This window comes from Nocardiopsis sp. LDBS0036 (genome assembly GCF_041228755.1).
GTDB lineage: Bacteria > Actinomycetota > Actinomycetes > Streptosporangiales > Streptosporangiaceae > Nocardiopsis > Nocardiopsis dassonvillei.
On sequence record NZ_CP141103.1, the window covers coordinates 6,425,709 to 6,449,731 of the forward strand.

Annotated in this window: 23 protein-coding genes and 3 tRNA genes; 8 read left to right on the plus strand and 18 right to left on the minus strand. The window is 70.9% G+C overall.

What is annotated here, in order from left to right; genetic code table 11:
- Positions 1 to 58: 58 nt before the first annotated feature.
- From UIS43_RS27275 to UIS43_RS27295, 5 genes are all read right to left on the minus strand, one after another.
- Positions 59 to 517 carry a carboxymuconolactone decarboxylase family protein gene (locus UIS43_RS27275; RefSeq protein WP_013152147.1) on the minus strand — a complete coding sequence of 153 codons (459 nt, stop codon included), beginning with the start codon at positions 515 to 517 and terminating at the stop codon, positions 59 to 61.
- On the minus strand, positions 514 to 909 hold the full coding sequence (locus UIS43_RS27280) for a GNAT family N-acetyltransferase (RefSeq protein ID WP_370012072.1): 396 nt from the start codon (positions 907 to 909) through the stop codon (positions 514 to 516). Before UIS43_RS27280 ends, UIS43_RS27275 begins: the two co-directional genes overlap by 4 nt.
- A gap of 164 nt (positions 910 to 1,073) precedes the next feature.
- Entirely contained in the window at positions 1,074 to 2,177 is a 1,104-nt protein-coding gene (locus UIS43_RS27285; RefSeq protein WP_370012074.1) for an LLM class flavin-dependent oxidoreductase, read from the minus strand.
- Positions 2,178 to 2,354: 177 nt separating this feature from the next.
- Positions 2,355 to 2,822, minus strand: a complete 468-nt coding sequence (locus tag UIS43_RS27290; RefSeq protein WP_117197984.1) for a MarR family winged helix-turn-helix transcriptional regulator — start codon at positions 2,820 to 2,822, stop codon at positions 2,355 to 2,357.
- A 148-nt stretch (positions 2,823 to 2,970) separates the two neighbouring features.
- Complete coding sequence (locus UIS43_RS27295; protein WP_013152151.1) at positions 2,971 to 3,912, minus strand: DUF5996 family protein; 942 nt, start codon at positions 3,910 to 3,912, stop codon at positions 2,971 to 2,973.
- 539 nt (positions 3,913 to 4,451) lie between these two features.
- On the opposite strand from UIS43_RS27295, the gene UIS43_RS27300 reads away from it, so the two are divergent.
- Both UIS43_RS27300 and UIS43_RS27305 read left to right on the plus strand, forming a co-directional pair.
- Positions 4,452 to 5,108 (plus strand): hydrolase, encoded by a 657-nt coding sequence (locus UIS43_RS27300; protein ID WP_013152152.1) that lies wholly within the window; start codon positions 4,452 to 4,454, stop codon positions 5,106 to 5,108.
- A gap of 128 nt (positions 5,109 to 5,236) precedes the next feature.
- Positions 5,237 to 5,545 (plus strand): GNAT family N-acetyltransferase, encoded by a 309-nt coding sequence (locus UIS43_RS27305; RefSeq protein ID WP_013152153.1) that lies wholly within the window; start codon positions 5,237 to 5,239, stop codon positions 5,543 to 5,545.
- A 375-nt stretch (positions 5,546 to 5,920) separates the two neighbouring features.
- Here the strand turns inward: UIS43_RS27305 and UIS43_RS27310 are convergent, their stop codons facing one another.
- From UIS43_RS27310 to UIS43_RS27320, 3 genes are all read right to left on the minus strand, one after another.
- Positions 5,921 to 6,091, minus strand: coding sequence for a hypothetical protein (locus tag UIS43_RS27310; protein WP_156910828.1), 171 nt, complete (start codon positions 6,089 to 6,091; stop codon positions 5,921 to 5,923).
- 144 nt (positions 6,092 to 6,235) lie between these two features.
- Complete coding sequence (locus tag UIS43_RS27315) at positions 6,236 to 6,922, minus strand: CBS domain-containing protein (protein ID WP_013152154.1); 687 nt, start codon at positions 6,920 to 6,922, stop codon at positions 6,236 to 6,238.
- A gap of 224 nt (positions 6,923 to 7,146) precedes the next feature.
- Positions 7,147 to 7,854 carry an acetate--CoA ligase family protein gene (locus tag UIS43_RS27320; protein ID WP_370012077.1) on the minus strand — a complete coding sequence of 236 codons (708 nt, stop codon included), beginning with the start codon at positions 7,852 to 7,854 and terminating at the stop codon, positions 7,147 to 7,149.
- Between the two features lie 25 nt (positions 7,855 to 7,879).
- Here UIS43_RS27320 and UIS43_RS27325 point away from each other — a divergent pair, with 25 nt between their 5' ends.
- Entirely contained in the window at positions 7,880 to 8,878 is a 999-nt protein-coding gene (locus tag UIS43_RS27325) for an IS481 family transposase (RefSeq protein WP_013152848.1), read from the plus strand.
- Positions 8,879 to 9,038: 160 nt separating this feature from the next.
- Positions 9,039 to 9,929 (plus strand): polymorphic toxin-type HINT domain-containing protein, encoded by an 891-nt coding sequence (locus UIS43_RS27330; RefSeq protein WP_370012078.1) that lies wholly within the window; start codon positions 9,039 to 9,041, stop codon positions 9,927 to 9,929.
- 504 nt (positions 9,930 to 10,433) lie between these two features.
- Here the strand turns inward: UIS43_RS27330 and UIS43_RS27335 are convergent.
- The 7 genes from UIS43_RS27335 to UIS43_RS27365 all read right to left on the minus strand — a co-directional run bounded on the left by UIS43_RS27335 (position 10,434) and on the right by UIS43_RS27365 (position 15,129).
- On the minus strand, positions 10,434 to 10,604 hold the full coding sequence (locus UIS43_RS27335) for a hypothetical protein (RefSeq protein ID WP_358456343.1): 171 nt from the start codon (positions 10,602 to 10,604) through the stop codon (positions 10,434 to 10,436).
- 441 nt (positions 10,605 to 11,045) lie between these two features.
- The gene (locus tag UIS43_RS27340) at positions 11,046 to 11,921 is read right to left on the minus strand and encodes a replication-relaxation family protein (protein ID WP_370012079.1); all 876 of its coding nucleotides are present in this window, start codon (positions 11,919 to 11,921) and stop codon (positions 11,046 to 11,048) included.
- A gap of 30 nt (positions 11,922 to 11,951) precedes the next feature.
- Positions 11,952 to 14,252, minus strand: a complete 2,301-nt coding sequence (locus UIS43_RS27345; protein ID WP_370012081.1) for a type IV secretory system conjugative DNA transfer family protein — start codon at positions 14,250 to 14,252, stop codon at positions 11,952 to 11,954.
- 8 nt (positions 14,253 to 14,260) lie between these two features.
- Positions 14,261 to 14,401, minus strand: coding sequence for a hypothetical protein (locus UIS43_RS27350; RefSeq protein ID WP_358456334.1), 141 nt, complete (start codon positions 14,399 to 14,401; stop codon positions 14,261 to 14,263).
- A gap of 450 nt (positions 14,402 to 14,851) precedes the next feature.
- A tRNA-Val gene (locus UIS43_RS27355) sits at positions 14,852 to 14,928 on the minus strand.
- Between the two features lie 16 nt (positions 14,929 to 14,944).
- Positions 14,945 to 15,015: transfer RNA gene (locus UIS43_RS27360), tRNA-Cys, on the minus strand.
- 41 nt (positions 15,016 to 15,056) lie between these two features.
- A tRNA-Gly gene (locus UIS43_RS27365) sits at positions 15,057 to 15,129 on the minus strand.
- 231 nt (positions 15,130 to 15,360) lie between these two features.
- Here UIS43_RS27365 and UIS43_RS27370 point away from each other — a divergent pair.
- The gene (locus tag UIS43_RS27370) at positions 15,361 to 16,542 is read left to right on the plus strand and encodes a molybdopterin molybdotransferase MoeA (protein ID WP_370012082.1); all 1,182 of its coding nucleotides are present in this window, start codon (positions 15,361 to 15,363) and stop codon (positions 16,540 to 16,542) included.
- A 263-nt stretch (positions 16,543 to 16,805) separates the two neighbouring features.
- On the opposite strand, the gene UIS43_RS27375 is transcribed toward UIS43_RS27370, so the two are convergent.
- The gene (locus UIS43_RS27375; protein ID WP_071621703.1) at positions 16,806 to 18,572 is read right to left on the minus strand and encodes an MFS transporter; all 1,767 of its coding nucleotides are present in this window, start codon (positions 18,570 to 18,572) and stop codon (positions 16,806 to 16,808) included.
- A gap of 184 nt (positions 18,573 to 18,756) precedes the next feature.
- Between UIS43_RS27375 and UIS43_RS27380 the strand changes: the two genes are divergently transcribed.
- Positions 18,757 to 19,308, plus strand: a complete 552-nt coding sequence (locus tag UIS43_RS27380) for a TetR/AcrR family transcriptional regulator (protein WP_041552428.1) — start codon at positions 18,757 to 18,759, stop codon at positions 19,306 to 19,308.
- Positions 19,309 to 19,338: 30 nt separating this feature from the next.
- Here UIS43_RS27380 and UIS43_RS27385 read toward each other — a convergent pair whose 3' ends face one another.
- Positions 19,339 to 19,836 (minus strand): GNAT family N-acetyltransferase, encoded by a 498-nt coding sequence (locus tag UIS43_RS27385; RefSeq protein ID WP_013152163.1) that lies wholly within the window; start codon positions 19,834 to 19,836, stop codon positions 19,339 to 19,341.
- Between the two features lie 552 nt (positions 19,837 to 20,388).
- On the opposite strand from UIS43_RS27385, the gene manA reads away from it, so the two are divergent.
- Both manA and UIS43_RS27395 read left to right on the plus strand, forming a co-directional pair.
- Positions 20,389 to 21,573: a mannose-6-phosphate isomerase, class I gene (gene manA / locus UIS43_RS27390; RefSeq protein ID WP_071621704.1), complete on the plus strand. Its 1,185-nt coding sequence runs from the start codon at positions 20,389 to 20,391 to the stop codon at positions 21,571 to 21,573.
- 541 nt (positions 21,574 to 22,114) lie between these two features.
- Entirely contained in the window at positions 22,115 to 22,489 is a 375-nt protein-coding gene (locus UIS43_RS27395; protein WP_013152165.1) for an FKBP-type peptidyl-prolyl cis-trans isomerase, read from the plus strand.
- Between the two features lie 330 nt (positions 22,490 to 22,819).
- On the opposite strand, the gene UIS43_RS27400 is transcribed toward UIS43_RS27395, so the two are convergent.
- Positions 22,820 to 23,995: an acyl-CoA dehydrogenase family protein gene (locus UIS43_RS27400; protein ID WP_370012084.1), complete on the minus strand. Its 1,176-nt coding sequence runs from the start codon at positions 23,993 to 23,995 to the stop codon at positions 22,820 to 22,822.
- Between the last annotated feature and the right edge of the window lie 28 nt (positions 23,996 to 24,023).

The following is a 24,023-nucleotide window of genomic DNA, read 5'->3' on the forward strand; positions in this document are numbered from 1 at the left end:
CGCGCCTGCGGCCGGCCACGGGTCCGCCGTTCCCCCGCCGGTGCGGACGGCCTCCTCCCTACTGCCCGAGCACCGGGTGGCCGCTGGCGATCGAGATCCGGTTGAACGCGTTGATGAGGGTGGTCGTCCACTCCACCGCGGAGATCTGGGCGGTGGTCAGATGGGCCGCCGCGCGAGCGTTGACGGCCTGCCGGTCGACGGTCGGATCGAGCACCGTCAACGACTCCGCCAGTTCGAGCGCGGCCCTCTGCTCGTCGGTGAACAGCCCGGCCTCGCGCCAGGCCGGCAGCACGTCCAGGGCGCCCTGCTTCACCCCCGCCTTGCGCGCCTTGGGGAGGTGGACGCTCAGGCAGGTCGGACACCCGTTGATCTGGGACACCCGGATGTTGACCAGTTCGATGGTGTCGTCGCCCAGGCCCGCCTCCCGCGCCGCGGTTCTGGAGGCCGCCGCCGCCTTGAGCATCGCCCCGTAGACCTCGGGGTGCTCCTTGTCGATGTAGGGGCGCTCCGCTCTCACGCGCCGCCCCCCTCGACGGTCTCCTTGACCAGGGCGAGGTCGGCCGGCCTGGGCCGACGGAACCGTCCGCCCCGGGCCGTGTACTCGTCGCCGTGCTCCCGCAGGTGCTTGGCGAAGAGCGGGCACACGGGGACGACGGTGAGGTTGCGGCGAGCGCTGTCGGCCAGCGCCTCACCGACCAGTAGCTCGGCCAGACCCCGGCCGCCGAACTCCGGTGCGACCTCGGTGTGGAAGAAGACGCGCTCGCCGGGTGCCTGGGGCGGGTCGACGAAGTCCGCGCGCCCGGCGGGGGTGCCGTCCTCCAGACTCACGGTGTAGGCGCTGACGGCGCGTGTCTCGTCCAGCGCGACGTGGACGACGGCGCCGGTCCTGTCTGTTCGCGGCTCTGTCACGGAAGGCCTCTCTGGTGGGGACGGTGTTCGGCTCGGTCGGTGGCGGACACGGCGGCGGTCCGGACCGGAAGTGGACGCCGGTCCGGGCCGCCCGGGGCGGGCACGGCGGCGGGTTCTCGCCGCGACCGGAACGGGAACCCGCCGTGGGGATCGGTCGTCGCGCCTCAGCCCGTCGCTGTCGCGGAGGCGTTTCCGGTGTCGCGGGCGGAGAGCAGCGAGGCGTGGGTGGGCGCGTCGGGCACGTGCGCGGGCCGCCCGGCGGCGAACTCCTCGCGCAGCACCGGCACGACCTCCTCGCCGAGGACGTCGATCTGCTCCAGGACCGTCTTCAGGGGTGTCCCGACGCCGTCGACGTTGAACAGCTGGCGCTGGTAGTGGCCGAAGCTGTCACGGAAGGCGAGGGTCCTGTCGATGACCTGCTGGGGGCTGCCGACGGTCAGCGGGGTCTGGTCCATGTACTCCTCCAGCGACGGTCCGCCGCCCATCAGGGGGTGGTGGTCGAAGTAGGGGCGGAACTCCCTCACCGCGTCCTGGGAGTTCTTGCGCATGAACACCTGTCCGCCCAGGCCGACGACGGCCTGCTCGGCCCTGCCGTGGCCGTAGTGCTCGAAGCGGCGGCGGTAGAGCGAGATGAGCTTCTTGGTGTGCGTGGCGGGCCAGAAGATGTTGTTGTGGAAGAAGCCGTCACCGTAGAAGGCGGCCTGCTCGGCGATCTCGGGGCTGCGGATGGAGCCGTGCCAGACGAAGGGGGGCACCCCGTCCAGGGGGCGGGGGGTGGAGGTGAAGCCCTGCAGGGGGGTGCGGAACTTGCCCTCCCAGTCCACCACGTCCTCGCGCCAGAGCCGGTGCAGCAGGTTGTAGTTCTCCAGCGCCAGCGGGATGCCCTGGCGGATGTCCTGGCCGAACCAGGGGTAGACGGGGCCGGTGTTGCCGCGGCCCATCATCAGGTCCACCCGGCCGTCGGCCAGGTGCTGGAGCATGGCGAAGTCCTCGGCGATCTTGACCGGGTCGTTGGTGGTGATCAGCGTGGTGGAGGTGGACAGGATGAGCCTGTCCGTTCGGGCCGCGATGTAGCCGAGCATCGTGGTCGGTGAGGAGGCCACGAAGGGCGGGTTGTGGTGCTCGCCGGTGGCGAAGACGTCCAGGCCGACCTCCTCGGCCTTGAGCGCGATGGTCACCATCGCCTTGACGCGCTCGGCCTCGGTCGGCGTACGGCCGGTGGTGGGGTCGGTGGTCACGTCACCGACGGTGAAGATCCCGAACTGCATCGCACCCGTCTCCCTGTGGTCGCTGTGCCGACTGCCGTGGCGAACGCGGTGCCGGGCGTGGTCGCCCCCGTCGCGGCATCATCGTCTTTTTGTTGATGTATCAACCATAGTAGCCCAAGTGAAAGTTGATCAATCAACGGAATAGCGCGGTATTCCCCGGGGCCGCGCGCCGCCCGCTCAGTCCGGCTGCTTCTCCATGTGGTCCACGACGCGCTGGGAGAGCCGGGCGAACGTCCTGAGCTGGTTGGGGGTCAGTGCGTCGACGAACAGGCGGCGGACGTGCTCGACGTGCAGGGGCGCGGCCTCCTCGATCGCCGCGTATCCGGCCGGGGTGGCGACGATGAACGCCCCGCGGGCGTCGTCGGGGCATTCCTCCCTGGCCACGAGCCCGCGCTTGGCCATCCGCCGGACCTGGTGGGACATCCGGCTCTTCTCCCAGTTCACCATTTTGGCCAGTTCCAGGAAGCGCATCCTGCCGTCGTCCGTCGCGGTGAGGTTGACGAGCACGACGTAGTCGGAGGCGGACATCCCGGAGTCGGCCTGGAGGTGACGGGACAGCCGCCCGATGAGCGTCTCCTGCATGCGGATGAAGCCGTCCCAAGCGGCCTTCTCGTCCGCCTCCAGCCAGCGCGGCGTCTCGTTCATGGGCGCAGTGTAACGAAGAAGTTGACGTCTCATCCACTTGGGACGAAGCGGCCGGGACGCGGCCCCGCGTCGGGCCGGGCCCTCCGAAAGAGCGGAGGGGACCCGTCGACGGGGGCCGTCATCCCGACCCGGTCCGTCCCGTCGTCCCTCAGGACGCGGGGGTGCCCTGCCACCGCAGGGGGTCGTCCTCCAGCGCGGAGCGGTCCCAGTTCCCGAGGTTCGCGGCGGCCTCGTAGGTGGTGCGCAGGAACTCGGCCACCGCGCGGTCGGGGTCGGGCGCGGTGCGGGCGGCCTCGTAGGGCAGCAGGAACTGCTGGAACTCGGTGCTGTAGTACGCGCCCTCGGGGCCCACCGGCTGGTCGGCGAACCCGTCGGGTGCGGGGTAGGCGTAGGAGTAGAAGGCGCCCTCCTCGCCGCCGCCGGGCCAGAAGCCGCAGCTGGACAGCTCCCGGGAGTAGCCCTCCACCATGACCCAGTCCCCGCAGTTGGGCGCTCCGCCCGGGTGGGGCGGGGCCGTCCGCCCGGAGAAGCGGGTGCAGGCCAGGTCCATCGCTCCCCAGAAGAAGTGCACCGGGCTGACCTTGCCCACGAAGTGCGACCGGAACTCGCCGATCACCCGGTTCGCCTGGAGCAGCTGACGCCAGAACAGGGCGGCCGCCTCCCCGTCGTAGGAGGCGTGCTCGTGGTCCTCGGCGAAGGGGATCGCGGGCTCGACCTCGTTGGGACTCGGCCGGATCGGTGCCTCGATCCCGAGTCGGCCGAGCATGTCCATGATCCGGGTGTAGAACTCGGCGACCGGCATCGGCCGTAGCGCGAAGCTCCGCTCGCCGCCGTCGCTGCTGCGGATCCGGAGCTGGTGGTCGACGAAGTCGAACTCGATCTCGAAGGCCCCCGTGCCGTACGGGACGGCCGAGGTCGTCAACCCGCGCGGGCTGACGTAGAGGGTCACCTGCCACCAGTGGTTGATCAGCGGAGCGTGGGCCATGCGGATCTTGCCCACGATCTGGGTCCACATGTGCAGGGTGTCGCGGGTGGGGGTCCAGTCCGAGACCCGCAGGCTCGGCCAGTTCGTGGCTGAAGGGCTGGTCATCGCTCACTCACTTCCTTCTGTACGCCAAGGGGCGGAGGCGGCCGTGCGCCGCGGACGGGTGTCCTGACCCCCGTCCCTCCCGGAGCGAGGCGGGCCGCGGTCCTGCCGGTCCCCGCCGCACCCCCGGCGGCCGACGGCCTCCGGAGGGGCGGCGCCCCGCGTCGCCTGTGGGTGCGAGACCCCCGCTGGTCGTTGATACATCATCCGGACAGTAGGTGACAAGTCAACTTGCTGGTAGGCGATCCGTGTTCGGTGGTGGCGGTGGATCCGAGTCCTGGTTTGGTTGACACATCATCCAATGATGCTAATTTTGGTGATGCGTCATCTAACTCACCGGAGACGCGCCGTCACTGGCGCGGAGGGCCGTCTCCCATGCGGAGAGGTCGCGCTGGTCCGCGCAGCGGTGTCGGCCGACGCCGCGTGACGTCGGCCGGTACGGGCGGCACGGGCACGGGCGCGTGCGCCCGTGCCGCCCGCACGGCGGCCGGCGGTGTCCCGGCCGAGCCCCCAGAGCACGAAACCCCTGAGAGGAACCCCCTGTGAGCACCAAGGCCAAGAACGGACTCCAGGCGCTGCTGACGCCGGAGGAGAGCATCCTCGTCCTGATCGACCACCAGCCGTTCCAGTTCGCCAACCTCAACAGCCACGAGCCGTCCATGGTCGTCAACAACACCGTCGGCCTCGCCAAGGCCGCCAAGGCGTTCGGCGTTCCGACCATCCTGACGACCGTGCTGGAGGAGCGCGGCGGCTACCTCATCCAGGAGCTTCAGGACGTGTTCCCGGAGCAGAAGCCGATCGACCGCACGTTCATCAACACCTGGGAGGACGAGCGCGTCGTCGACGCCGTCAAGGAGACCGGCCGGAAGAAGGTGGTCATGGCCGGTCTGTGGACGGAGATCTGCCTGGCCATGCCGGCGATCCAGGCGGCGGGCGAGGGCTTCGAGGTCTTCGCCGTCACCGACGCGTCGGGCGGTGCCACGGCGGAGTCCCACGACATGGCCGTGCGGCGCATGGTCCAGGCCGGCGTGGCGCCGATCACCTGGCTGGCCGTGGCGGGCGAGTGGCAGCGCGACTGGGCCCGCGAGGAGACCATGCAGGGCATGGTCGACGTCCTGACCCAGCACGGCGGTGCCACCGGCATCGCCTTCGCCTGGGAGACGCAGATGCTGGCCAGCCGTGCCGCGAACGGCGCCTGAGGACACGACCGCGCGACGGGGCCGGTCCGCGGCGGGCGCGGCCCGTCCCCGACCGGTCCCGTCGCCGACGAGGACACCGCCGGTCAACGGCGTGAACAGGCTGACACACCAACACGAGGGGAGGACCCGTGGCGGTCCAGGTGGGCGACGTGCCCCAGGCCAAGCGCTATGAGGCCCGCGTCGACGGAGAACCCGGGGTCGCGGGCGTCGCGGAGTACATCCGCACGCCGGAACTCGTCGCGTTCGTGCACACCGAGGTCGCGCCGGAGCACGAAGGCAGAGGAGTCGGGTCCGCGCTGGCACGCACGGCCCTCGACGAGGCGCGGTCCGCGAACCTGCGCGTGCTGGCGACCTGCCCCTTCTTCGCGGGCTGGATCGCCCGTCATCCCGAGTACCAGGACCTGCTGTACCGGTCCCGGAGCAGGGTCAGCGACTGAACGGTCGGCCACGGCGGTCGTCGACGTCCCCCCGACCGGGGATACGGCCGCGTCGTCGGAACGCCTCCCTGACCGAAGCAGCCGCTGACGGTCGTCCCGGGGTGTGAACACGTATGCGCGGGAGGGCGGAGCCACGGCTCCGCCCTCCCGCCGCGCTGCCCGGAAACGACTCAGGCCGGAGCGTGTGCTCCGGCCTGGGAAGGTGGTGGGCGATACAGGATTCGAACCTGTGACCTCTGCCGTGTCAAGGTGGTCCCGGCTCCGCAGCGACCTGCGCCGATGAGCATCCACCCAGGTCGGAGCGTTCCGTTGAGGGATCTTCACGGCGATTGGGAGCCGTTGGGAGAGGTTTCCGGTCCCGTGAAGGCCCCTCGGTCACCGGGAAAGGGCGATCGGGACGGAGTCCTCCCGCTGGTCACGATGGGTCACCATCGCGGCTGTTCTGCTGCTCGCGGGCATCGCCGCGGTGGCCGACCCCACGCTGTGGTCGCGGATCATCCACGCCTGGCCGAGCTTCGCGCTCATCGGTGCGTACGAGCTGCTCATGAGGGAGTTCCGCACGACGGCGAAGAGCGTACGCACCGCGTCCGCAGACGATGGACAGACGACGAAACCGATATTCGAAGACCGAGGAGGCTCAGGGCTCCATCGCGTCGGAGCGCCGATGGCGGTGGGCCGACACCCGGAGTGTCAGGGCGTCCCCGCCCGCCACTGGACGTGCTGGGGAACGACGTCGTCGGCGTGCCAGCGCAGCTCGGAGTCGACGGCCACCACGCCCTCGATCTGCCGAACGCGGTGGATCAGCTTCTCGACGTCGCTGCGGTGCTCCACATCCCCGGTGAGCCTCACCACCCCGTCCTTGACCGTGGCGGCGGGTTCCGGCAGGACCTCCCTGATCACGCCCCGCGTCTCCTCGGCGATGTCCTCGTCCTCCCGTACGAAGACCGACAACAGGTCCCGCCTGCTGACGATCCCGAGCAGGTGCCCGTCCCCGTCGACGACCGGCAACTGTTTGACCCCGTGCCGCTCCATCAAGCGGGCGGCGAGGACCACGGACGCGTCGGAGGACACCGTGACGGCGGGGCCGGTCATCAACTCGGCCGCGTTCCTCGCCGTGGCCTTGTCGCCAGCGCTGCCTCCCGAACCCAGCCGGGCGCGCAACCGGGCGCGCAACGGAGGAGCGTAGTCCCCTCCTGTGAACTCCTCCTTGTGGAGCAGGTCCTCATCCGAGACCACGCCGACCACACAGCCCTCTCCGTTGGTCACGGGCAGAGCGCTCACACCGTGCGTGACCAGCATCTCGGCGATCTCGCGGTAGCCGGTGTCCCCGGTGACGGAGAAGACCTCGGTCGTCATGACGTCGCTCACAGTGTGCATCGCGAACTCCCCTCGTGTACCGTCCCGGACGGCGGTCGGCACGGTCCTGTTCTCACGGGAACGCTCCTCGGACGCTCCGGCTCCGCTCCGGTCCCCCTCCCAGCCTTCTTCGTAGGCGACCTGCCCACCAGGGTCCTGGGCCCCGGCTGCGTCGGGCCCTACGGCTCCTCCCGGCAGGGACCCGCGCTCTCGGCCTGGTCACGGAGCCGCGGCTCCGGCGACGGTCACAGCGGTCGGAGCGCGCGCAGGTACGGGTCCCCGTGCGGATACCTGGCCACCCGGACGCGGGCGTCGACGCACACCGCCGACGAAGGACCGATGACGACCGGGTTCATCTCGAGTTCCGCGATCTCCGGCAGGTCCTCGACCAGCTTCGAGAGCCTCAGCAGGGGTTCCCGCAGTACCGCGGGGACCGCACCCCTCTCACCCTCCCGTTCGCCCAGGCGTCTGAGCTCGGGTACGGACCGGATCATCTCGTCGGCGTCGGCGTCGGTCAGCGGAATGAGCCGGGACGCCCCTGAGCCCAGCACCTCGGCGTAGCTTCCGCCGGGTCCGCACGCGATCACGGGGCCGAAGTCGGGCTGCTGGACCGAGCCGATCAGGGCCTCGAAACCGGGAGGGGCCATGCCTTGGACGACGAAGCCGCGGACCCTTCCCCGGAACCGCTCCGCCAGCGCACGGTAGGCCTTCCGGAACCGCTCCTCCCCGGTGAGGCCGAGGTACAGGGCTCCGGCGCGGCCTCGGTGGACGACGCCTGCCACGTCCGCCTTGAGGGCGACCGGCCCGGGGATCTCCGCCGCCGCTCGCAGCGCCTCCTCCTCGTTACGTGCGCGGCGCCACGGAGCTAGGTGTACTGACCACGGAGGTTGGTAACACCCACCCCGCCTGACACACACAAAGAGGGCCTCCGGTATCGGTGTGGATTGCGACATCTACCACCGAACCGGAAGGCCCTCGATGCCCCACACTACCCACGCCAACGCCACACTCACACCCGCAGGGCGCCTGGCGTTGGCCCGCTGCGTGGTCGAAGACGACTGGCCGCTCAGGCGTGCCGCCGAACGCTTCCAGACCAGTACCACCACCGCCAAACGCTGGGCCGACCGCTACCGCACCCAAGGCCAGGCCGGGATGGACGACGCCTCCAGTCGCCCGCACCGCTCACCCCAGCGCACCCCCGCCCGCCGCGAACGCCGCGTGATCAAACTCCGCTGCACCCGCCGATGGGGCCCGGCCCGCATCGGCGGCCACCTGGGCATGCATCCCTCGACCGTGCACCGGATCCTGACCCGCTACCGCATGCCCCGACTGTCCCACCTGGACCGGGCCACTCACCGGGTAGTACGCCGCTACGAGCGCGCTCGACCGGGCGAGCTCGTGCATGTGGACATCAAAAAGCTCGGCAACATCCCCGCCGGGGGCGGACACCGTACCCAGGGACGCGCTCAAGGCCGCCGCAATCGCACCACCACCGCGCACGCCCCGCGCAACAACCACGGCAACCCCAAGCTGGGCTACGGCTACCTGCACACCGCCATCGACGACTACTCCCGCCTGGCCTACACCGAGATCCTGGCCGATGAGAAAAAGGAGACCGCCACCGGGTTCTGGGAGCGAGCGCACGCCTACTTCGTCTCAGCGGGGGTCGTGGTGGAGCGGGTGCTAACCGACAACGGGGCCTGCTATACGTCCCACCTGTGGCGCGGCCTGCTCTATGGCCAGGGCATCAAGCACAAACGCACCCGCCCCTACCGGCCCCAGACCAACGGCAAGGTGGAGCGCTTCCATCGCACCCTGGCCGACGAATGGGCCTACGCCCGCCCCTACCAATCCGAGAGCGAAAGGCGGGAGGCGTTCCCCGGGTGGTTGCATCACTACAATCACCACCGGTTCCACACCGCGATCAGCGGCCCTCCCGCCTCCCGCGTTCCTAACCTCTCAGGTCAGTACAGCTAACCCCGATTCCGGATCCTACCGTCTCGGTGAGGCCGTACCCGAACTACTCGTTCCCAGTGGTTGGGCGAGCCGCGCGGTCCGGGGTGGCTTCGGCCTGATAGGTGGATCCCGCCAGGACCGTCGAGAGGACGCGTTGTCGTGCGCGCTGGACAACAGCTTCGTGGCCGGTACACGGGTGTTGATGGCAGACGGGACGCACAAGGCGATCGAGGACATCCGGATCGGTGATCAGGTGTGGGCCGCCGACCCCGAGACCGGGGAGGAGGGTCCGCGCACGGTTCTGGCCACGATCGTCGGCGAGGGAGTCAAGACCCTGGTCGAGATCACCGTCGACACGACCACGCAGATCGATGCCGACACTTTGGGCGCAGCAGACCTACCCCAGGAGCCGTCGCGTCCGGGGCCAACGGTGTTGGGTGAGAAGATCGTCGCCACCGACGGCCACCCCTTCTGGGTTCCGTTGTTGGGCGAGTGGGTCGACGCCGTCGACCTGGTGCCGGGGATGTGGTTCTTGTCCTCTGAGGGCACTCTGGTACAGGCCACAGGTACCCGGGTCTGGGCCGAGCCGGAGTGGGTCTACAACCTCACCGTCCACGACCTCCACACGTACTATGTGCTAGCAGACGAGACATCGATTCTCGTACACAATTGCAATGCGGACCCTCAGAGTGCCCCTGGGGGACAGAACGGCGCTGCCGTTAGCATCAAGCAGGGGAAAATGGCACTGGGGAGGGCTGGTATGAGTGTTTCCCAGTACGACATCGTGCACGTGCCAGAGATCCGTACGGCAGGAGATGGCCTGCCTGCCTATGGAAACAGTCCTCACGATGGGAGTGGGAAGCCGAACCTGGGCCCGCGAGGGCGTCCGGTAATTCAGATCTCAGACATGGGGCTTGCGGACATGGACACGGCCGTGGCAACAATATTTCACGAGGTCTACCATCACCGGATGTATGCAAATTGGCCAGGATCCATGGGTGGAACAGAGTCCGCTGCGGAGGCGTACGGGCAAGCTATGCTTGGTATTTTCAGGAGAAGGACAGGTTCATGATTCAGATCACTCGATTCACTCCCTCGGAAATTGAGGTGCTCGGGCAAGATAGGAATTTTCTCCGAGATCAATCGGAGTGGGTTTGCCCTTCATGTGGTGAGGTTTCGGTTCGTACATACCTTAGGAATTCACAACATGCGAATCGCCCTGCCGTCATTAGCTACACATGGTGTGCTTCTTGCCGCAAGATGTCTGGATCAACTGGGCCTCTGCCGCCCGGATTGATTATTTCCGATCCATGGCGGGAAATTAATAGGGGGGAGTGGGAGGAGTTTGACGTTAGTCTACCCAAGCTCTTTGCTAGGCTTGACCGGCTTTGGGAAGATGGAGTGCTGCCACAGTGCATCAAATGGGTGGGGCGGTAGAGCGTTATTAGCTTTCTGGCGCGAGCAAGTGGAAGTCCCGCCAGGACCGACCTGGCGGGGCTTGGGAATCAGTTGAAGGAAAAATTAGCGAGGAAAAATTGTAGTGGTGCGGTTCGCAACTGGCACATCTACCCGTTCTTTAGACTTCGGTTTGCAGTACGTTGCTGAGGGCTTCTGGGTCACTGCTGGAGTCGAAATGAAGATAGAAATGGGCTTGTCTGGTAGTGGCGGAGCTGGTGCGGGCGGCGGTGGAGGCCACCGCGTCGTAGGCGTTGTGGGGATCGGCTTCCCCATCCCCGTTGCCGTCCACCCCGTAGTCCGACCAGTTCGCGGGAAGGTGCTGAGTGGCTCTGACCGCGGCGTCGAACTCGGCGTCGCCATCCCAACGCCCGCCGTCGGTGTCGTAGTGGGGAGTCCAGTTGTTCCCCGCGCCGGTGCCGTCCGGGACAGGACCGATGACGGGCGGCTCGGTGTCCCGTTCTGACTGATCCGGCTTCCCGCAGCGTGGTCAGACTCCACCGAGCCGATCCCGGCGAGGATCTGCCAGCGCATTCCTGTGCACTCGGGGTGGAGGCCTGCGAGCCTTCGCGCTCCCTGGACGTAGGCGTCCAACAGCACGGGGTGGACGCCGTCGACCTCGTCGGGGACCGTGCCGGCGTGGGGATCGTCCACCACCACACCGGCGAGTGAGGACAGCAGTCCGAGAACGACCGGAACGGCGACGAGCACCGCACAGCCGCACCCGAGCGGGCTAGCCACCGTGCTCCTCCCACTCGGGCAGCGGCGGCTGTACAGAGCGGCTGGGGGACAGTTCGGAGAGCCGGAAGCGCTGCCCGGTGGGGTCGTCCAGCAGCGCCCACACCGCGTCAGCCGGGTGGGAGCCGTGCACGGCGGTGGCGGCGGGGACCGGTGGCCGGAGGATGCGGTGGCGCACGTTCGCCTCGCGCTTGGCCGAGGGCAGCCAGAACAGGACGATGCCCCGGTGGGTGGTCACACGGGTGAGTTCGGCGTAGGCATCGAGTTTGTCCACCAGACGGCGCAGGCTTTCAGTTCCGGTGTCGTACTCCAGGTAGAACTCGGTTACCTGCTCGCCCTCGCGCCAGCGTCCGGCGGCGTCGGGGCGTACGATGTCGCCCCATCGCGCCTGGCACTGGGCCGCGGTCCACCACCGCAGGCGGGCGTCGTGGTCGCGGGTGTGCGCGGCCAAGGCCACGAAGACGTCGTTGACGCCCACGGTGTGGGTCAGCGAGGAACGGTAGGCCAGGGTCAGCGCTCTGCCGCGCCGGTAGCCGAACTCCGCCACGGTCTGGTCGGCCTCGGCGGCCAGGATCTCCGCGCCGGGAAGGTCCAGGACGTAGTGCCAGGGGGCGGACCCCTGCGCGATCCAGGGACGGAACCGGTCCATGGCCCGAAGCCGGTAGAGCGTGGCCAACCGCTGCTTGGCGGTGCTGTAGGAGGAGAAGAGCAGCCGTGCGATCTGGTCGGTGGTCAGGGTGCGGTGCTCCCACACCAGGCGCATGATCTCCCGGTCGCGCGGGGTCAGGCGCCGGATCAGCGTGTGCAGGGTCTGGGCGGAGGTACGGGCGCGGACGGGCGCGCGGTGGTCGGGCCGGGTGTGCGTACGCAACGGGATCCCCCCTGTTGTGGTGGTGTGCTCTCACCTGCGTGCGGTGGAGGTGGAATGGCGGCGGGCGGCCTTGCGCACAGCGGTCGCCCGGCCCTTGACCGGGGGAGGCAGAGGCCGGGTGCGCAGGGTGAAGGAGGGCGACAGCGCCCCGTGGTTGACGAGCCGGGCGGCGGCCTGGAACGCGGCGAGGTGGCTCAGGTCGTGTTCGCCCAGGTTGGGGCGTACATGGCGGGCCAGTACCCTGGCGTCCTCGGGGGAGACGTCGAAGTAGACCTTGGACCGGGCGTTGGCCGAGACCGCCTCGCGCAGGTCCCGGGGCAGTTGGGACAGGTCCTGGTGGGCCAGGATGAGCCCGGCGCGGTAGGCGCGGGCCTCGGCGAGCATGTCGTCCACCCCGTAGGGCAGCGTCAGGAAGTTCTGTGCCTCGTCCAGGTAGATGGCGATGTCGGCCCGGTCGGCCTCGGCCTGGCGGGCACGGGCCAGCACGGCGTTCCACACCTGGGACAGCAGCAGCGACCCCAGCAGGCTGGAGGTGTCCTCGCCCAGCACGCCCTTGGGCAGACGCGCGATGACGATTCCACCGGTGTCCAGGTGCGTGCGCAGGTCCAGGCCGTGGGTGGTGGTGGCCAACAGGTCCCGGGCGAATCCCCGCAGCAGGACGGACCTGAGCTTGTTCATCAGCGGCGCGGTGGCGTGTGCGCGGGCCGGTCCGGACTGCTGGTCGAACCACTCCCAGAACCCCTTGAGCACGGGGTCGGTGATGGAGGTGGTAACCCTGTTCCGGAACGAGGAGTTCTCCAGCAGGCGGGGGATGTTGGCCAGCCCGGCGTTCTCGGTCCCGGCCAGGGTCATGCACGCCGACCTGAGGATGTCCTCGGTGCGCGGCCCCCAGGAGTCGGTGAAGATCCGCCGGAAGATCCCGGTGATGGTGTCGGCGGAGCGGCCGCGGTCGTCGGAGGCCAGGGGGTTGAGCGCCGGAGGAGGGGCGTTGTCGTCGGGGTCAATGAGCACGACCCGCTCGACCGCCTCCTCCGGCATCCGCGACAGCAGCATCGCGGACTCGCCCTTGGGCTCGATGAAGACCAGCCCGCGACCCTTGCGGATGTCGTCCAGGGCCATGTTCAACAGCAGGGACGTCTTGCCGGTACCGGTGCCGCCGATGATGTGCGTGTGGTGGCGGGCGTCCGCCGCTCGCTGTCCCACGGTCCGGGGCGGGCCGCTGTCGGAGCGCCCCAGGACCCGGGCACCGGCTTCGTCCTCGGCGAGCCCGGGCGGCGGCGGAACCGGACGGGCCGGAGCCCGCTCCAGGCCGGCCACGGCCTCGTCCAGGGGAAGATGCGCGACGGCGGCCAACTCCTTCGCGGACAACAGGTCGCCTCGACCAAGGAACCGCAGACGCGACAGCACGGCCGCGACCAGGGGCGTGCGGCGGCGCTTGTAGTGGTTGTGCAGACTGAAGGCGGAGAACGCCCCCGTGATCGCGTGGGCGCGCCCGCGACGGCGCTGCCGCCCCTGAGGCTGCTCAGCGGGGGTGGTGACCAGGTACCGCACCACCGTGTCCAGCCTGGGGCGCACACTCTTGGCGAGGATGGCACGCACTTCACCGGACACCTCGGGGCGCAACGCGGCCCAGGAAGCGCTGCGCCGGTTGCCGCCAGGGGTGATCGCGTCGAACAGACCCGCCTGCACACTGTGCGCGGACCGCAGCCGAGCGGCGGCCTGGTTCGCCTTGTGGAGCCGTAGCCCGGTTACCGGGCGGGCCGCCACCTGCACCAGGACCTTCTCCCCGGGCACCGGAGAGCCAGAGGCACCGAGAAGCCCGCGCAGGGGATCCTCCTCGTGGGAGGCGGCGATGGGGTAGTGGTCGGGGCGCGCCAGACGCAGGACTCCACCATGCGAACCCACGCCGACGACGGGTGAGGGCACGGGGATGGTGGTTGTGGACGCGCCGGGCCACGCGGCCTCGACCGCGCGCTCTACCAGGTGGGGCGGAACGGAGCCGGGCACCCATAGGCGGATACGCAGCCCGGTCTCGTCCGTCTCGTACTCCCACACCACGTGCGGTTGGCCGAACAGGGCACGCTTCCACGCCGGGTGCAGCAGGCCGAGCATCTGCGTCCAGAACGCCTCCGCGCCGGCCATTTCAGCGGTGGGCGGCGGCAGGATCTCCACCAGCCGGGCGTTCCGGCTCCATCGCAGGTGGCGCGTCCACACCAGGATTTTGCGGCACACGACCAGCACGGCTCCGACCACCGGCACCCACCACAGCGGTGCCAGGACACCGAGGAGGAGCCCGAAGAGCGTGGCGATCATGTCCACAACATCGGTCACGGCGCTGTTCACAGCAGGTCCTCCCCGTCCTCGTCCTCCAGCCAGCCCAGGCCCGCAGGAGAGTCCGGTGGCGCGTGGGCGGCGAGCTCAGCGGGGTTGGTCGTGACCAAGGCGTGTTCGGCGTTGCTGGCCACCACCCGGTAGGCCACCCGCAGACCCGAACCGTTGCACGGCAGGACATCGCCGAGGGAGGCGGTGAGCAGGTACTGCTGCTCGTTTTGGTGCGCCGCCGCACCTGGATTTCCCCCGAGGACTGTGAGGTCGCCTTCGGCGACTTCGCCCAGACGTGGCGCGGGCGTCCTGCTGGGGCACCGGGTGCCGGGGATGGCCCGGGTCTACGAGCACGTGACCCCGCAGATGAGGCGGCGTGTACTCAGCGTGCTGGAGAACCGGTGGGGGGGAGCGTGACGGCTCTCACGGCCCGGGAGCGCGCGTGGCTCTTCGCCGTGGCGCCGACGCTCGGAGAGCACTACCGTGGAAACAGCGAAAGCGGGCTCCGAGAGGAACCCGCTTCGAAGACGATCTCCCAGATATCTCCCAGTCTGGGCCGACCGGTCTTCGCTCACATGTCAGATAAACCCTCTGACCTGCGGTGATGCTGGTGGGCGATACAGGATTCGAACCTGTGACCTCTACCGTGTCAAGGTAGCGCTCTAACCAACTGAGCTAACCGCCCGCGTGTAGCGATGGGGAGGTGGAGACGGGATTCGAACCCGTGTAGACGGCTTTGCAGGCCGCTGCCTCGCCTCTCGGCCACTCCACCGAGTTGCACGTAAGGCGCCGGGGCACCTCGCGTCTCCTCCGAGCGGACGACGGGATTCGAACCCGCGACCCTCACCTTGGCAAGGTGATGCTCTACCAGCTGAGCCACGTCCGCTTGCTGCCTGGCGTCCGGCCCGTGGGCCCCGCCGTGCTGCTGGTAAGAACTCTAGCGGAAAGTCGGCAGACGGCAAATCGGCGCTGGGAGGGGCCGGTTCGGCGCTCCCGGCGCGGGTAGGCGGCCGTGCTGTCGGAGGACGCGCCGGGGCCGTCGGAGCGGACGTTGACGTCCGCGTCATGCGCCCGGGTGGACAATGGAGGACACCGGCGTGACGAGGGGGAGACGGGTATGGGAGCGGGCGGCTGCACCGGGGGACACGGCGGGCACCGGTCGTGGCCGCGGGCGCGGGAGGCCGCCCGGCTCCTGGGCGGCGGCAGGCCCCCGGCTCCGCGGGAGCTCCCCCTGGAGGACGCCCTGGGCGCCGTCCTCGCCGCGGACGTGCACGCGTTGACGGGCCTGCCCGCCTTCGACGCCTCGGCCATGGACGGCTTCGCGGTGTCGGGCCCGGGGCCCTGGCGGCTGGTCGGCAGGCGGCTGGCCGGGGCGGCGGAGGCACCCGTGGGCCTGCGCCCGGGCGAGGCCGTCGAGATCGCCACCGGCGCCCGTGTGCCCAAGGACGCGGAGTGCGTCGTGCCCTACGAGCTGGCCGCCGTCCGGGACGGGACGGTGGACGGGCCCGCGGAGGCGGGCCGCCACGTGCGCTGGGCGGGGGAGGAGACCGCCCCCGGCGAGACCGTGCTCGAACGGGGAGCGGTGGTCGGCCCCGCCGCGCTGGGTCTGGCCGCCAGCCTGGGCCACGACACCCTGCCGGTGCTGCGCCCCCGGGTCTCGGTCCTGGTCACCGGTGAGGAGATCACCACATCGGGGCTGCCCGGCGACGGCAGTGTGCGCGACGCCATCGGTCCGGCGCTGCCCGGGGTCGTCGAGCGCGCGGGCGGCCGGATCGCGTCCCTGCGCCACCTGGGCGACGAGCGGCGTCCGCTGCTCGACGCGCTGGAGGGCGCGGACGGCGACGTGGTCGCGGTGTGCGGTTCCTCGTCCCGGGGGCCGGCCGACCACCTGCGTTCGGTCCTGGAGGAGCTGGGCGCCGAGGTCGCGGTGGACGGGGTCGCCTGCCGCCCGGGCCACCCGCAGCTGCTCGCGCACACCGACCGGACCGTGTTCGTGGGCCTTCCCGGCAACCCCGGGGCCGCCCTGGTCGCCGCGGCCACCCTGCTGGTCCCCCTGCTGGCCGCCATGACCGGACGCCCGGACCCCGGAACGGGTCTGGCCCGAGCCGTCCTGGAGGGCGCCGTCACCGCTCACCCCAGGGACACCCGGCTGGTCGCGGTGCGCCTGGACGGCGGCCGGGCGCGGCCGGTGGGCCACGACCGTCCGGGCAGTCTGCGCGGCGCCGCGCTGGCCGACGCCTACGCGGTGGTGCCGCCGGACTGGGACGGCGGCGAGGTGGAACTGCTCCGCGTGCCCTGAGACCGTCCCCGCGTCCGCTCGGAGACCGGTCCGGCGTCGGCTCAGAGGCCACTCCCGCGTCCGCCCGGCGGCCGCCCCCGCTCCCCGTCCAGAGACCTGACCAGGGGTCCTCCCGCCTCCACGACGTCGGGGCGACCGAACCGCGTTCTCATGCGGGGACCGTACAGAACCCCGCGGCGCGGCTCCAGGGGTGTGACCCGGAAGGGGCGGACACGCGCCGGGCCCCGGAAGGCGTCGCCTTCCGGGGCCCGGACCCTCGCGTGCTAGCCGTCGGAGCGGTTCCGCTCCGGCGCGGCCTGGGTGTCACCGGCCGCGGGGTCGGCGGCCACCGGAGCGGGCTCCTGCCCGGCACCCGTGGTCCCTCCGGCCTCCTCGGCGCCCGCGGCCTCGGCGGCCACCGTGGCCCCCGCGGTCCCGGCGGTGCCCACGGCCTCGACCGTCTCCTCCAGGGCTCCCTCGGCGGGGCCCTCCACCGGCTCCACCGCCGGGTTGCCCCGACCGCGCAGCAGCACCCACGCCTGCGCGGCGGCGGCCAGGACGATCACCACGGCGATGACGCTGGTCAGGTGCATGCCGTCGGTGAACGCCGTCCGCGCGGCGAGCATCAGCGCGTCGCCCGCGGCGCCGCCCACCTCGGCGGCGGCGTTCGCGGCCCCGCCCAGGGTCTCCCGGGCGGCGTCCACGGCCCCAGAGGGCACGCCCTCCACGGCGGTCAGGTTCGCCCGGTAGGACGCGGTCAGCACACTGCCCAGCAGCGCGACGCCCAGCGCCGCGCCCAGCTCGTAGGCGGTCTCGGAGATCGCCGAGGCCGCGCCCGCGCGCTGGGGCGGGGCCGCCGCCATGATCGCGCCGTTGGTCAGCGTCTCGGCGAACCCGGAGCCGGTGGCGATCAGCGCGAAGCCCGCCGTCACGAGCACCACACCGGTCACCACGTTGCCCTGCGGCGCGAAGACCAGGACCGCGAACCCCGTCGCGGTCACCAGCAGGGACCCGCCGATCACCGTGGCCAGACTCAGGTGGCGCGACAGCCGCACCGCCACCAGCCCCGCCAGCACCGACAGCACCAGGCCCGGCACCAGCACGAAACCGGCCCGCATCGGTGAGACGCCCAGCACCAGCTGGAGGTACTGCGTCAGGAAGAACAGCGACGACACCAGCGAGAACACGATCATCAGGTTGGTGGCCACCGCCACGCTGAACACGCGGTACCGGAACAGGCCCACGTCGATCAGCGGGTCGTCCAGGGCCTTCTGGCGCCGGACGAACAGGTAGCCCAGGCCCAGGCCGACCGCCAGGGAGACGACCGGGACGACCGCCAGGCCCTCGGTGGCCAGGTTCTTGACGCCGTACACGACGGGCAGGATCGCGGCCATGGACAGGACCACGCTCAGCGGGTCCAGGCGGCCCGAGTCGGGGTTGCGCGACTCGCGCACCAGCAGCGGGACCAGCACCAGGATCAGCGCCATCACCGGCAGGTTGATCAGGAACACCGAGCCCCAGAAGAAGTGCTCCAGGAGCCAGCCGCCCAGGATCGGGCCGAGCGCCGCGCCGCCGGAGAACCCCGACGCCCACAGGGCGATGGCCAGCAGGCGCTGGCGCGGGTCCAGGAAGATGTTGCGCAGCAGCGACAGGGTCGAGGGCATCAGTGAGGCGCCCGCCAGGCCGAGCAGGGCGCGGGCCGCGATGAGCACCTCGGCGGTGGGTGAGAACGCGGCGAGCAGCGAGGCCGCGCCGAAGGCGGCCGAACCGATCATGAGCAGGCGTCGCCGGCCGATGCGGTCGCCGAGCGAGCCCATGGTGATCAGCAGTCCGGCAAGGACGAAGCCGTAGACGTCGACGATCCACAGCAGCTGGCCCGCGTCGGGCCGCAGCTGCTCGCTGAGCGCGGGGACGGCGAACCCGAGCACGGTGGAGTCGACCGAGATCAGGATCACCGGGAGGACCAGGACGGCGAGCGCGGTCCATTCGCGCGGGCCCGCGAGGGCGGGCGCCGCGCCGACGGTGCCGTTTCCGGTCTGGGCGGAACTCATCTTTCCTCGTTACGTGTCGCTTGTGTGCGCGCCGCACGGCTGTGAGGGCGCGTTCGGACCGGCGGGATGCGGAGGGCGAACGGCCGGGCGGAAGGACGGGAAGCCTGGTCGACCGGGGGCGTACTCCCGGGACTCTTCAACCGTCCAGACGGTACAGTACCGTCCAGCCGGTACAGTGTCAATCGTGAACGCTTCGAACACCCGCGACCGCATCCTCGACTCCCTACAGGACATCCTCGTCGGTGAGGGTTATTCCGCGGTGACCCTGGAGGCCGTGGCCCGTGACGCCGGGGTGTCCAAGGGAGGACTGCTGTACCACTTCCCGTCCAAGGCCGCCATGCTCACCGGGCTCATCGAGCGCCTGCGCGTGCTGGCGGAGGAGGAGTTCCGGGAGGCCGTGGAGGGGGAGGAGGGCGTGGTCCGCGTCTTCCTGCGCACCTCGCTGCCGCGCAGCCCCGAGGAACGGGAGCTGTACTGGGCGGTCATCGCGGCCCTGCGCGGCCAGGAGGACATGCCCGAGGAGGCCGTCCGCACGGTCCAGGGCCTCTTCAGCCGCTGGGGCGACCTATTGCACGAGGAACTCACCGACCCGGTCCTGGCCGAGATCATCCTGCGCGCGGGCGACGGGCTGTACATGGCGGCGATCGCCGGGCTGCCCCAGCCCGACCCGGCGCTGACGCAGCGGATGATCGACCGCCTGGTGGAGGCCTCCGACAAGGCGCGCCGCGAGCGCTGAACGTCCGCCGTCCGGGCCGGTCGGGTCGGTTCAGACCCGGTACTCGAACATCTGGACCTCGGTGCCGCCCACCGGCACCCGTTCGACCGGGGTGAACCCCTGCCCCTCGTAGTAGCGCACCAGGGCCCCGTCCCCGCCCGCCCAGCAGTCCACCCGCACCAGCCCGATTCCGCGCTCGCGCGCCCGCCTGCGGGCGAAGGAGAGCAGCTTGCCGCCCACGTCGCGCCCGGAGTAGGCGCGCGAGACCAGCAGCAGGTGGACGTAGAGCTCGCGTTCGCGCACCCGCGGCGCGTAGCCGGGAGCCCGTTCGGTGACGGTGAGGAACCCGGCCGTGCCGTCCCCGACCTCGGCCACCCACAGGCCCTCGGCGACCAGCTCCTTCACGCGCGCGACCCGTCGGGGATCCTGTGACCAGGGGCGGTCGCCCCACTGCGCGGAGCGCCCGTGCTCGACCAGCCACGCCACGGTGGCGTCGAAGGTCTCCAGTACCGCTGACAGGTCCGCTGGTCCGCCCTGGCGCAGCCTCAAGTGTCCGCCTCACACGTCGGGGAACAAACACGACCAGTGCACGTTAACCGGTCGTCCGTCCGTCGGGTACCCCGGTCTCCCAGGGGGAGAGGGGGAGAGGAGGGCCTCGGCGGCGCGGCGGGGGAGGCCGCTCCAGGGGCGGGCCGTGGCACCCCGGGCGCCGCTGCGGGACAATGGCGGAACCCCGCCGGGGGAGCGCGGGGCCCGTGAGCCGCACGTCCGCCCGGTGGCGGCCGGTCGCCTCCACGGGCGGTCGGCACGGGGTTCCCGCCGCGTCGCGGGAGGTCCGGCGCCTCGCCGGGCGGAAGAGGAGGAGGTCAGGATGTGGCGCTGTTCACGTGCTTCCGATCATGGTTTACTTCCCAGTAACTTCGTTGCCGCAGCCGGTACCCGTGTTCGTGGGGTGCCCGCCCACCCCGCGAGGTGAAGTGTGCACTACCTCAAGGCGCGGGGCGCGCCGTGTCGACCGGGACAGCGCCCTCCACGAGACTGTTGCAGCCTCGCCGGGGTGTCCACGGGGTGAGAACACGCAGACGGGAAAGCGGGGGGCGCATGCACAGGCTCACCAACCAGGTAAGGCCTTACGCCTGGGGAGCGCGCACGGCCATCCCGCGGCTGCTGGGCGCCGAACCCGACGGCACGCCCCAGGCCGAACTGTGGCTGGGGGCCCACCACGGCGCGCCCAGCACGGCGCACTGCGAGGACGGTCCGCGCCCCCTGCCCGGCCTCATCGCCGACAACCCCGACCGCGTCCTGGGGCGGCGCACCGCCGAGCGCTTCGGCGGGCGGCTGCCCTTCCTCCTCAAGGTCCTGGCCGCCGAGGCGCCCCTGTCCCTCCAGGTCCACCCCGACGCCGTCCGCGCCCGCGCCGGGTTCGAGGCCGAGGAACGCGCGGGCATCCCCCTGGACGCCCCCCACCGCAACTACCGCGACCCCCACCACAAGCCCGAACTTCTCCTCGCCCTGGAGCCCTTCGAGGCGCTGTGCGGCTTCCGCGAACCCGCCGCCGCCCGCGCCGACCTGCGCGGACTCACCTGCGAACTGGCCGTGGCGCTGCGCGGCGACCTCGCCCTGACCGACGCCGGAACCGCGCTGCGCGGCGCCCTCACCCGCCTGCTCACCCTCACCGAGGGCGAGCGCGCCCGGCTGCTGGACGACTTCGTGCGCGAGTGGTCGGACTCCGGCCCGCGCGGATCCCACGGCGCCATCGTCGCCGACCTGGCCGAGCGCTACCCGGGCGACCCCGGCGCGGTGGCCGCCCTGCTGCTCAACCGGGTCACGCTCTGGCCGGGCCAGGCCCTGTTCCTGCCCGCGGGGAACATGCACGCCTACCTCCAGGGCACCGCGGTCGAGGTGATGGCCAGCTCCGACAACGTGCTGCGCGCCGGGCTGACCGGCAAGCACGTGGACGCGCCCGAACTGCTGGACGTGGTGGACTTCTCGGTGCTGCCCATCCCCTACGCCAGACCCGGGGTCTGCGAGGGGCGCCGGGAGTTCCGCACGGCCGCCCCGGAGTTCGCGCTGCACGAGATCGGCCCCGGCCGCATCACGGCCCACCTGCCGGGGGAGGGGCCGACCGTGCTGCTCGCCCTGCACGGGCAGGTGGAGTTGGTCGCCGAGGTCGGTCAGGGGATGACCCTCCAGCGCGGTGAGTCGGTGTTCGTGCAGGCCGACAGCGGGCCGATCAAGGTCGAGGGCCACGGCCACGTCATCGCCGCCACCGTCGGCGAGATCTGAGACCTGGGCCTGCGGACCCGAGACCGTACACCCGAGATCCCACAGCCGAGACCGGGCGTCCGAGACCCCGCACCAGAGATCCAAGACCCGAGACCTCACACCCCGGACTCCACAGCGGAGATCCGGAACCCGAGGTTCCACGCCCGAGGCCCGGGATCCGAGGCCCGGGACCCGACTCCCCGGACCTGAGACCCCAAGCCCGAGTTTCTCGACCCCAGACCCCAGACCCGGGTTCCCACACCTGGGTTTCGAGACCCGAGGCTCCGGGCCTGAGAACCGAGGCCCTGATTCCCAGACCCCGGATTCCAGACCCCAGGTTCCAGAGCCCATTCCCCAGCCTCCAGACCTCAGGCTCCAGGTCCCAGCCTCCAGATCTCACATTCCAGGGCCCGGACTCCGGAACTCGGGCCGGAGACCGCGTCAGGGCAGCGCGAGCGCGCCACAGAGCACCCGGGCGGGGCGTCCGTTTTGCTCCAGGAGGTTCCCGTGCACCGATAGCCTGGGCCCCTCTGTTCACTGTGACCACACGAGGGGTACCACCATGGCGCTTGAGCGTCCCGAGATCGACTTCATCGAGGGCCCGCCGCCCGCCGAGCTGGAGGTCACCGACATCCAGGTCGGTGAAGGCGCCCAGGCGGGCCACGGCAGCACCGTCCAGGTCCACTACGTGGGCGTCGCCTTCTCCAGCGGCGAGGAGTTCGACGCGAGCTGGAACCGCGGCACCCCGCTGAGCTTCCGCCTCGGCGCGCGCCAGGTCATCGCGGGCTGGGACCAGGGCGTCCTGGGCATGCGCGTGGGCGGCCGCCGCAAGCTGGTCATCCCGCCGCACCTGGCCTACGGCGAGCGCGGCGCCCCCGGCGCCATCGCGCCGAACGAGACCCTGATCTTCGTCTGCGACCTGGTCGGCGTCAGCTAGGGCCGTCGCGTCTGGCGTCCACGCCTGCTGTGACGCCCGGGCCCGCCGGGACTCCCTGCGTCTGCCGGGGCTCCCAGCACCCGCCGGGATGATCCTGCTCCCAGCGCCGCCCTCGGCGCTGACGGTGGTGCCAGGAGCAAGGTCACGGCGGGCCGGAGCCCCCGTGCACCGCACCGGACGTCCCCGCGGCGACCGGTCGGGACACGCGCCCGCGCCGGTCAGGGGCACATACCCGCTCCGGCCGGGGCGGACGTGCCCGCTCCGGGCACACGCGTGCGGAAGGGACCCGTGCCGCGCTCCCACGTGCGGCACGGGCCCCTCGTCCCGCCGCTAGCCCAGGGTTGCGCCCACCTTGACGTGGCCCTTGAGCAGGTCGCGGGCGATCGTGCGGCGCTGGATCTCGTCCGTGCCCTCGAAGATGCGCAGCAGCCGCACGTCGCGGTAGAAGCGCTCGATGGGCAGCTCACGGGTGTAGCCCATGCCGCCGTGGATCTGCATCACGCGGTCGACGATCTCGTTGGCCTTCACACCGCCGAAGAGCTTGGCGATGGACTGGGCGTGCCGCGAGTCCCGGCCCACCGACACCTGCCACGCGGCGTGCAGCACCAGCAGGCGCAGCGCCTCGATCTCGGTCTGGGAGTCGGCGATCATCCACTGGATGGCCTGCCGGTCGGCGATGGGCGCCCCGAAGGTCTCGCGGGTGCGCGAGTACTCGATCGCCATGTCCAGCAGGCGCTCGCAGCTGCCGAGCGCGCGGGCGGGCAGCAGGTAGCGGCCCTTGCCGATCCACTTCATGGCCAGCTCGAAGCCGCGGCCCTCCTCGCCCAGGATGTTCTCGTGCGGCACGCGCACGTCCTGGAAGACCAGGGAGGCCGGGCGGCGCTCGCCCATGGTGTCGATGGGCTCGGAGGTCCAGCCCGCCTCGCGGTCGACCAGGAAGCAGGTCACGCCCCCGTCGGCGCCCCTGTCCGGGTCGGTGACCGCGAAGACCATGGCGAAGTCGGCCTCGTTGCCGCCGGTGATGAAGGTCTTCTCGCCGTTGACCACCCACGTGTCGCCGTCGCGGACCGCGCGCGTGCGGATGGCCTTGGCGTCGGAGCCCGCGCCGGGCTCGGTGATGGCGAAGCAGGAGCGGCGCTCACCGGCGATGGTGGGCAGCAGGTAGCGCTCCTTCTGCTCCTCGTTGGCGTGGTAGAGGATGTTGTCGGCCTCGCCGCCGAACTTGAAGGTCAGGAAGGTCCTGCCCAGCTCGATCTCGATGATCGCGGCGGTGACCGGGTCCAGGCCCATGCCGCCGTACTCCACCGGGGTCTCCACGCCCCAGAAGTCGGACTTGCGGGCCAGCTCGCGCAGCCGGGTGCGCTCCTCGGCGTTGAGGCCGGGCGGCTGCCCCTGGCGCTCGCGGCGCAGCACGTCGTTCTCCAGCGGCATCAGCTCCCGCTCCACGAAGGTCCGCACCCAGTCGCGGACGGCGCGCTGCTCATCGCTCAGTGAGAAATCGATCACGGCCTGTCTCCCCAGTAACCTAACGGCG

Excerpts from the sequence above, each read along its gene's own strand:
- UIS43_RS27285 (WP_370012074.1), bottom strand. The coding sequence starts at position 2,177 with ATGCAGTTCGGGATCTTCACCGTCGGTGACGTGACCACCGACCCCACC.
- UIS43_RS27375 (WP_071621703.1), bottom strand. The coding sequence starts at position 18,572 with ATGAGTTCCGCCCAGACCGGAAACGGCACCGTCGGCGCGGCGCCCGCC.
- UIS43_RS27310 (WP_156910828.1), bottom strand. The coding sequence starts at position 6,091 with ATGAGCAGCTCGTACGCACCGATGAGCGCGAAGCTCGGCCAGGCGTGG.
- UIS43_RS27325 (WP_013152848.1), top strand. The coding sequence starts at position 7,880 with ATGCCCCACACTACCCACGCCAACGCCACACTCACACCCGCAGGGCGC.
- UIS43_RS27370 (WP_370012082.1), top strand. The coding sequence starts at position 15,361 with ATGGGAGCGGGCGGCTGCACCGGGGGACACGGCGGGCACCGGTCGTGG.
- UIS43_RS27320 (WP_370012077.1), bottom strand. The coding sequence starts at position 7,854 with ATGTCGCAATCCACACCGATACCGGAGGCCCTCTTTGTGTGTGTCAGG.
- UIS43_RS27315 (WP_013152154.1), bottom strand. The coding sequence starts at position 6,922 with ATGCACACTGTGAGCGACGTCATGACGACCGAGGTCTTCTCCGTCACC.
- manA (WP_071621704.1), top strand. The coding sequence starts at position 20,389 with ATGCACAGGCTCACCAACCAGGTAAGGCCTTACGCCTGGGGAGCGCGC.
- UIS43_RS27395 (WP_013152165.1), top strand. The coding sequence starts at position 22,115 with ATGGCGCTTGAGCGTCCCGAGATCGACTTCATCGAGGGCCCGCCGCCC.
- UIS43_RS27290 (WP_117197984.1), bottom strand. The coding sequence starts at position 2,822 with ATGAACGAGACGCCGCGCTGGCTGGAGGCGGACGAGAAGGCCGCTTGG.
- UIS43_RS27295 (WP_013152151.1), bottom strand. The coding sequence starts at position 3,912 with ATGACCAGCCCTTCAGCCACGAACTGGCCGAGCCTGCGGGTCTCGGAC.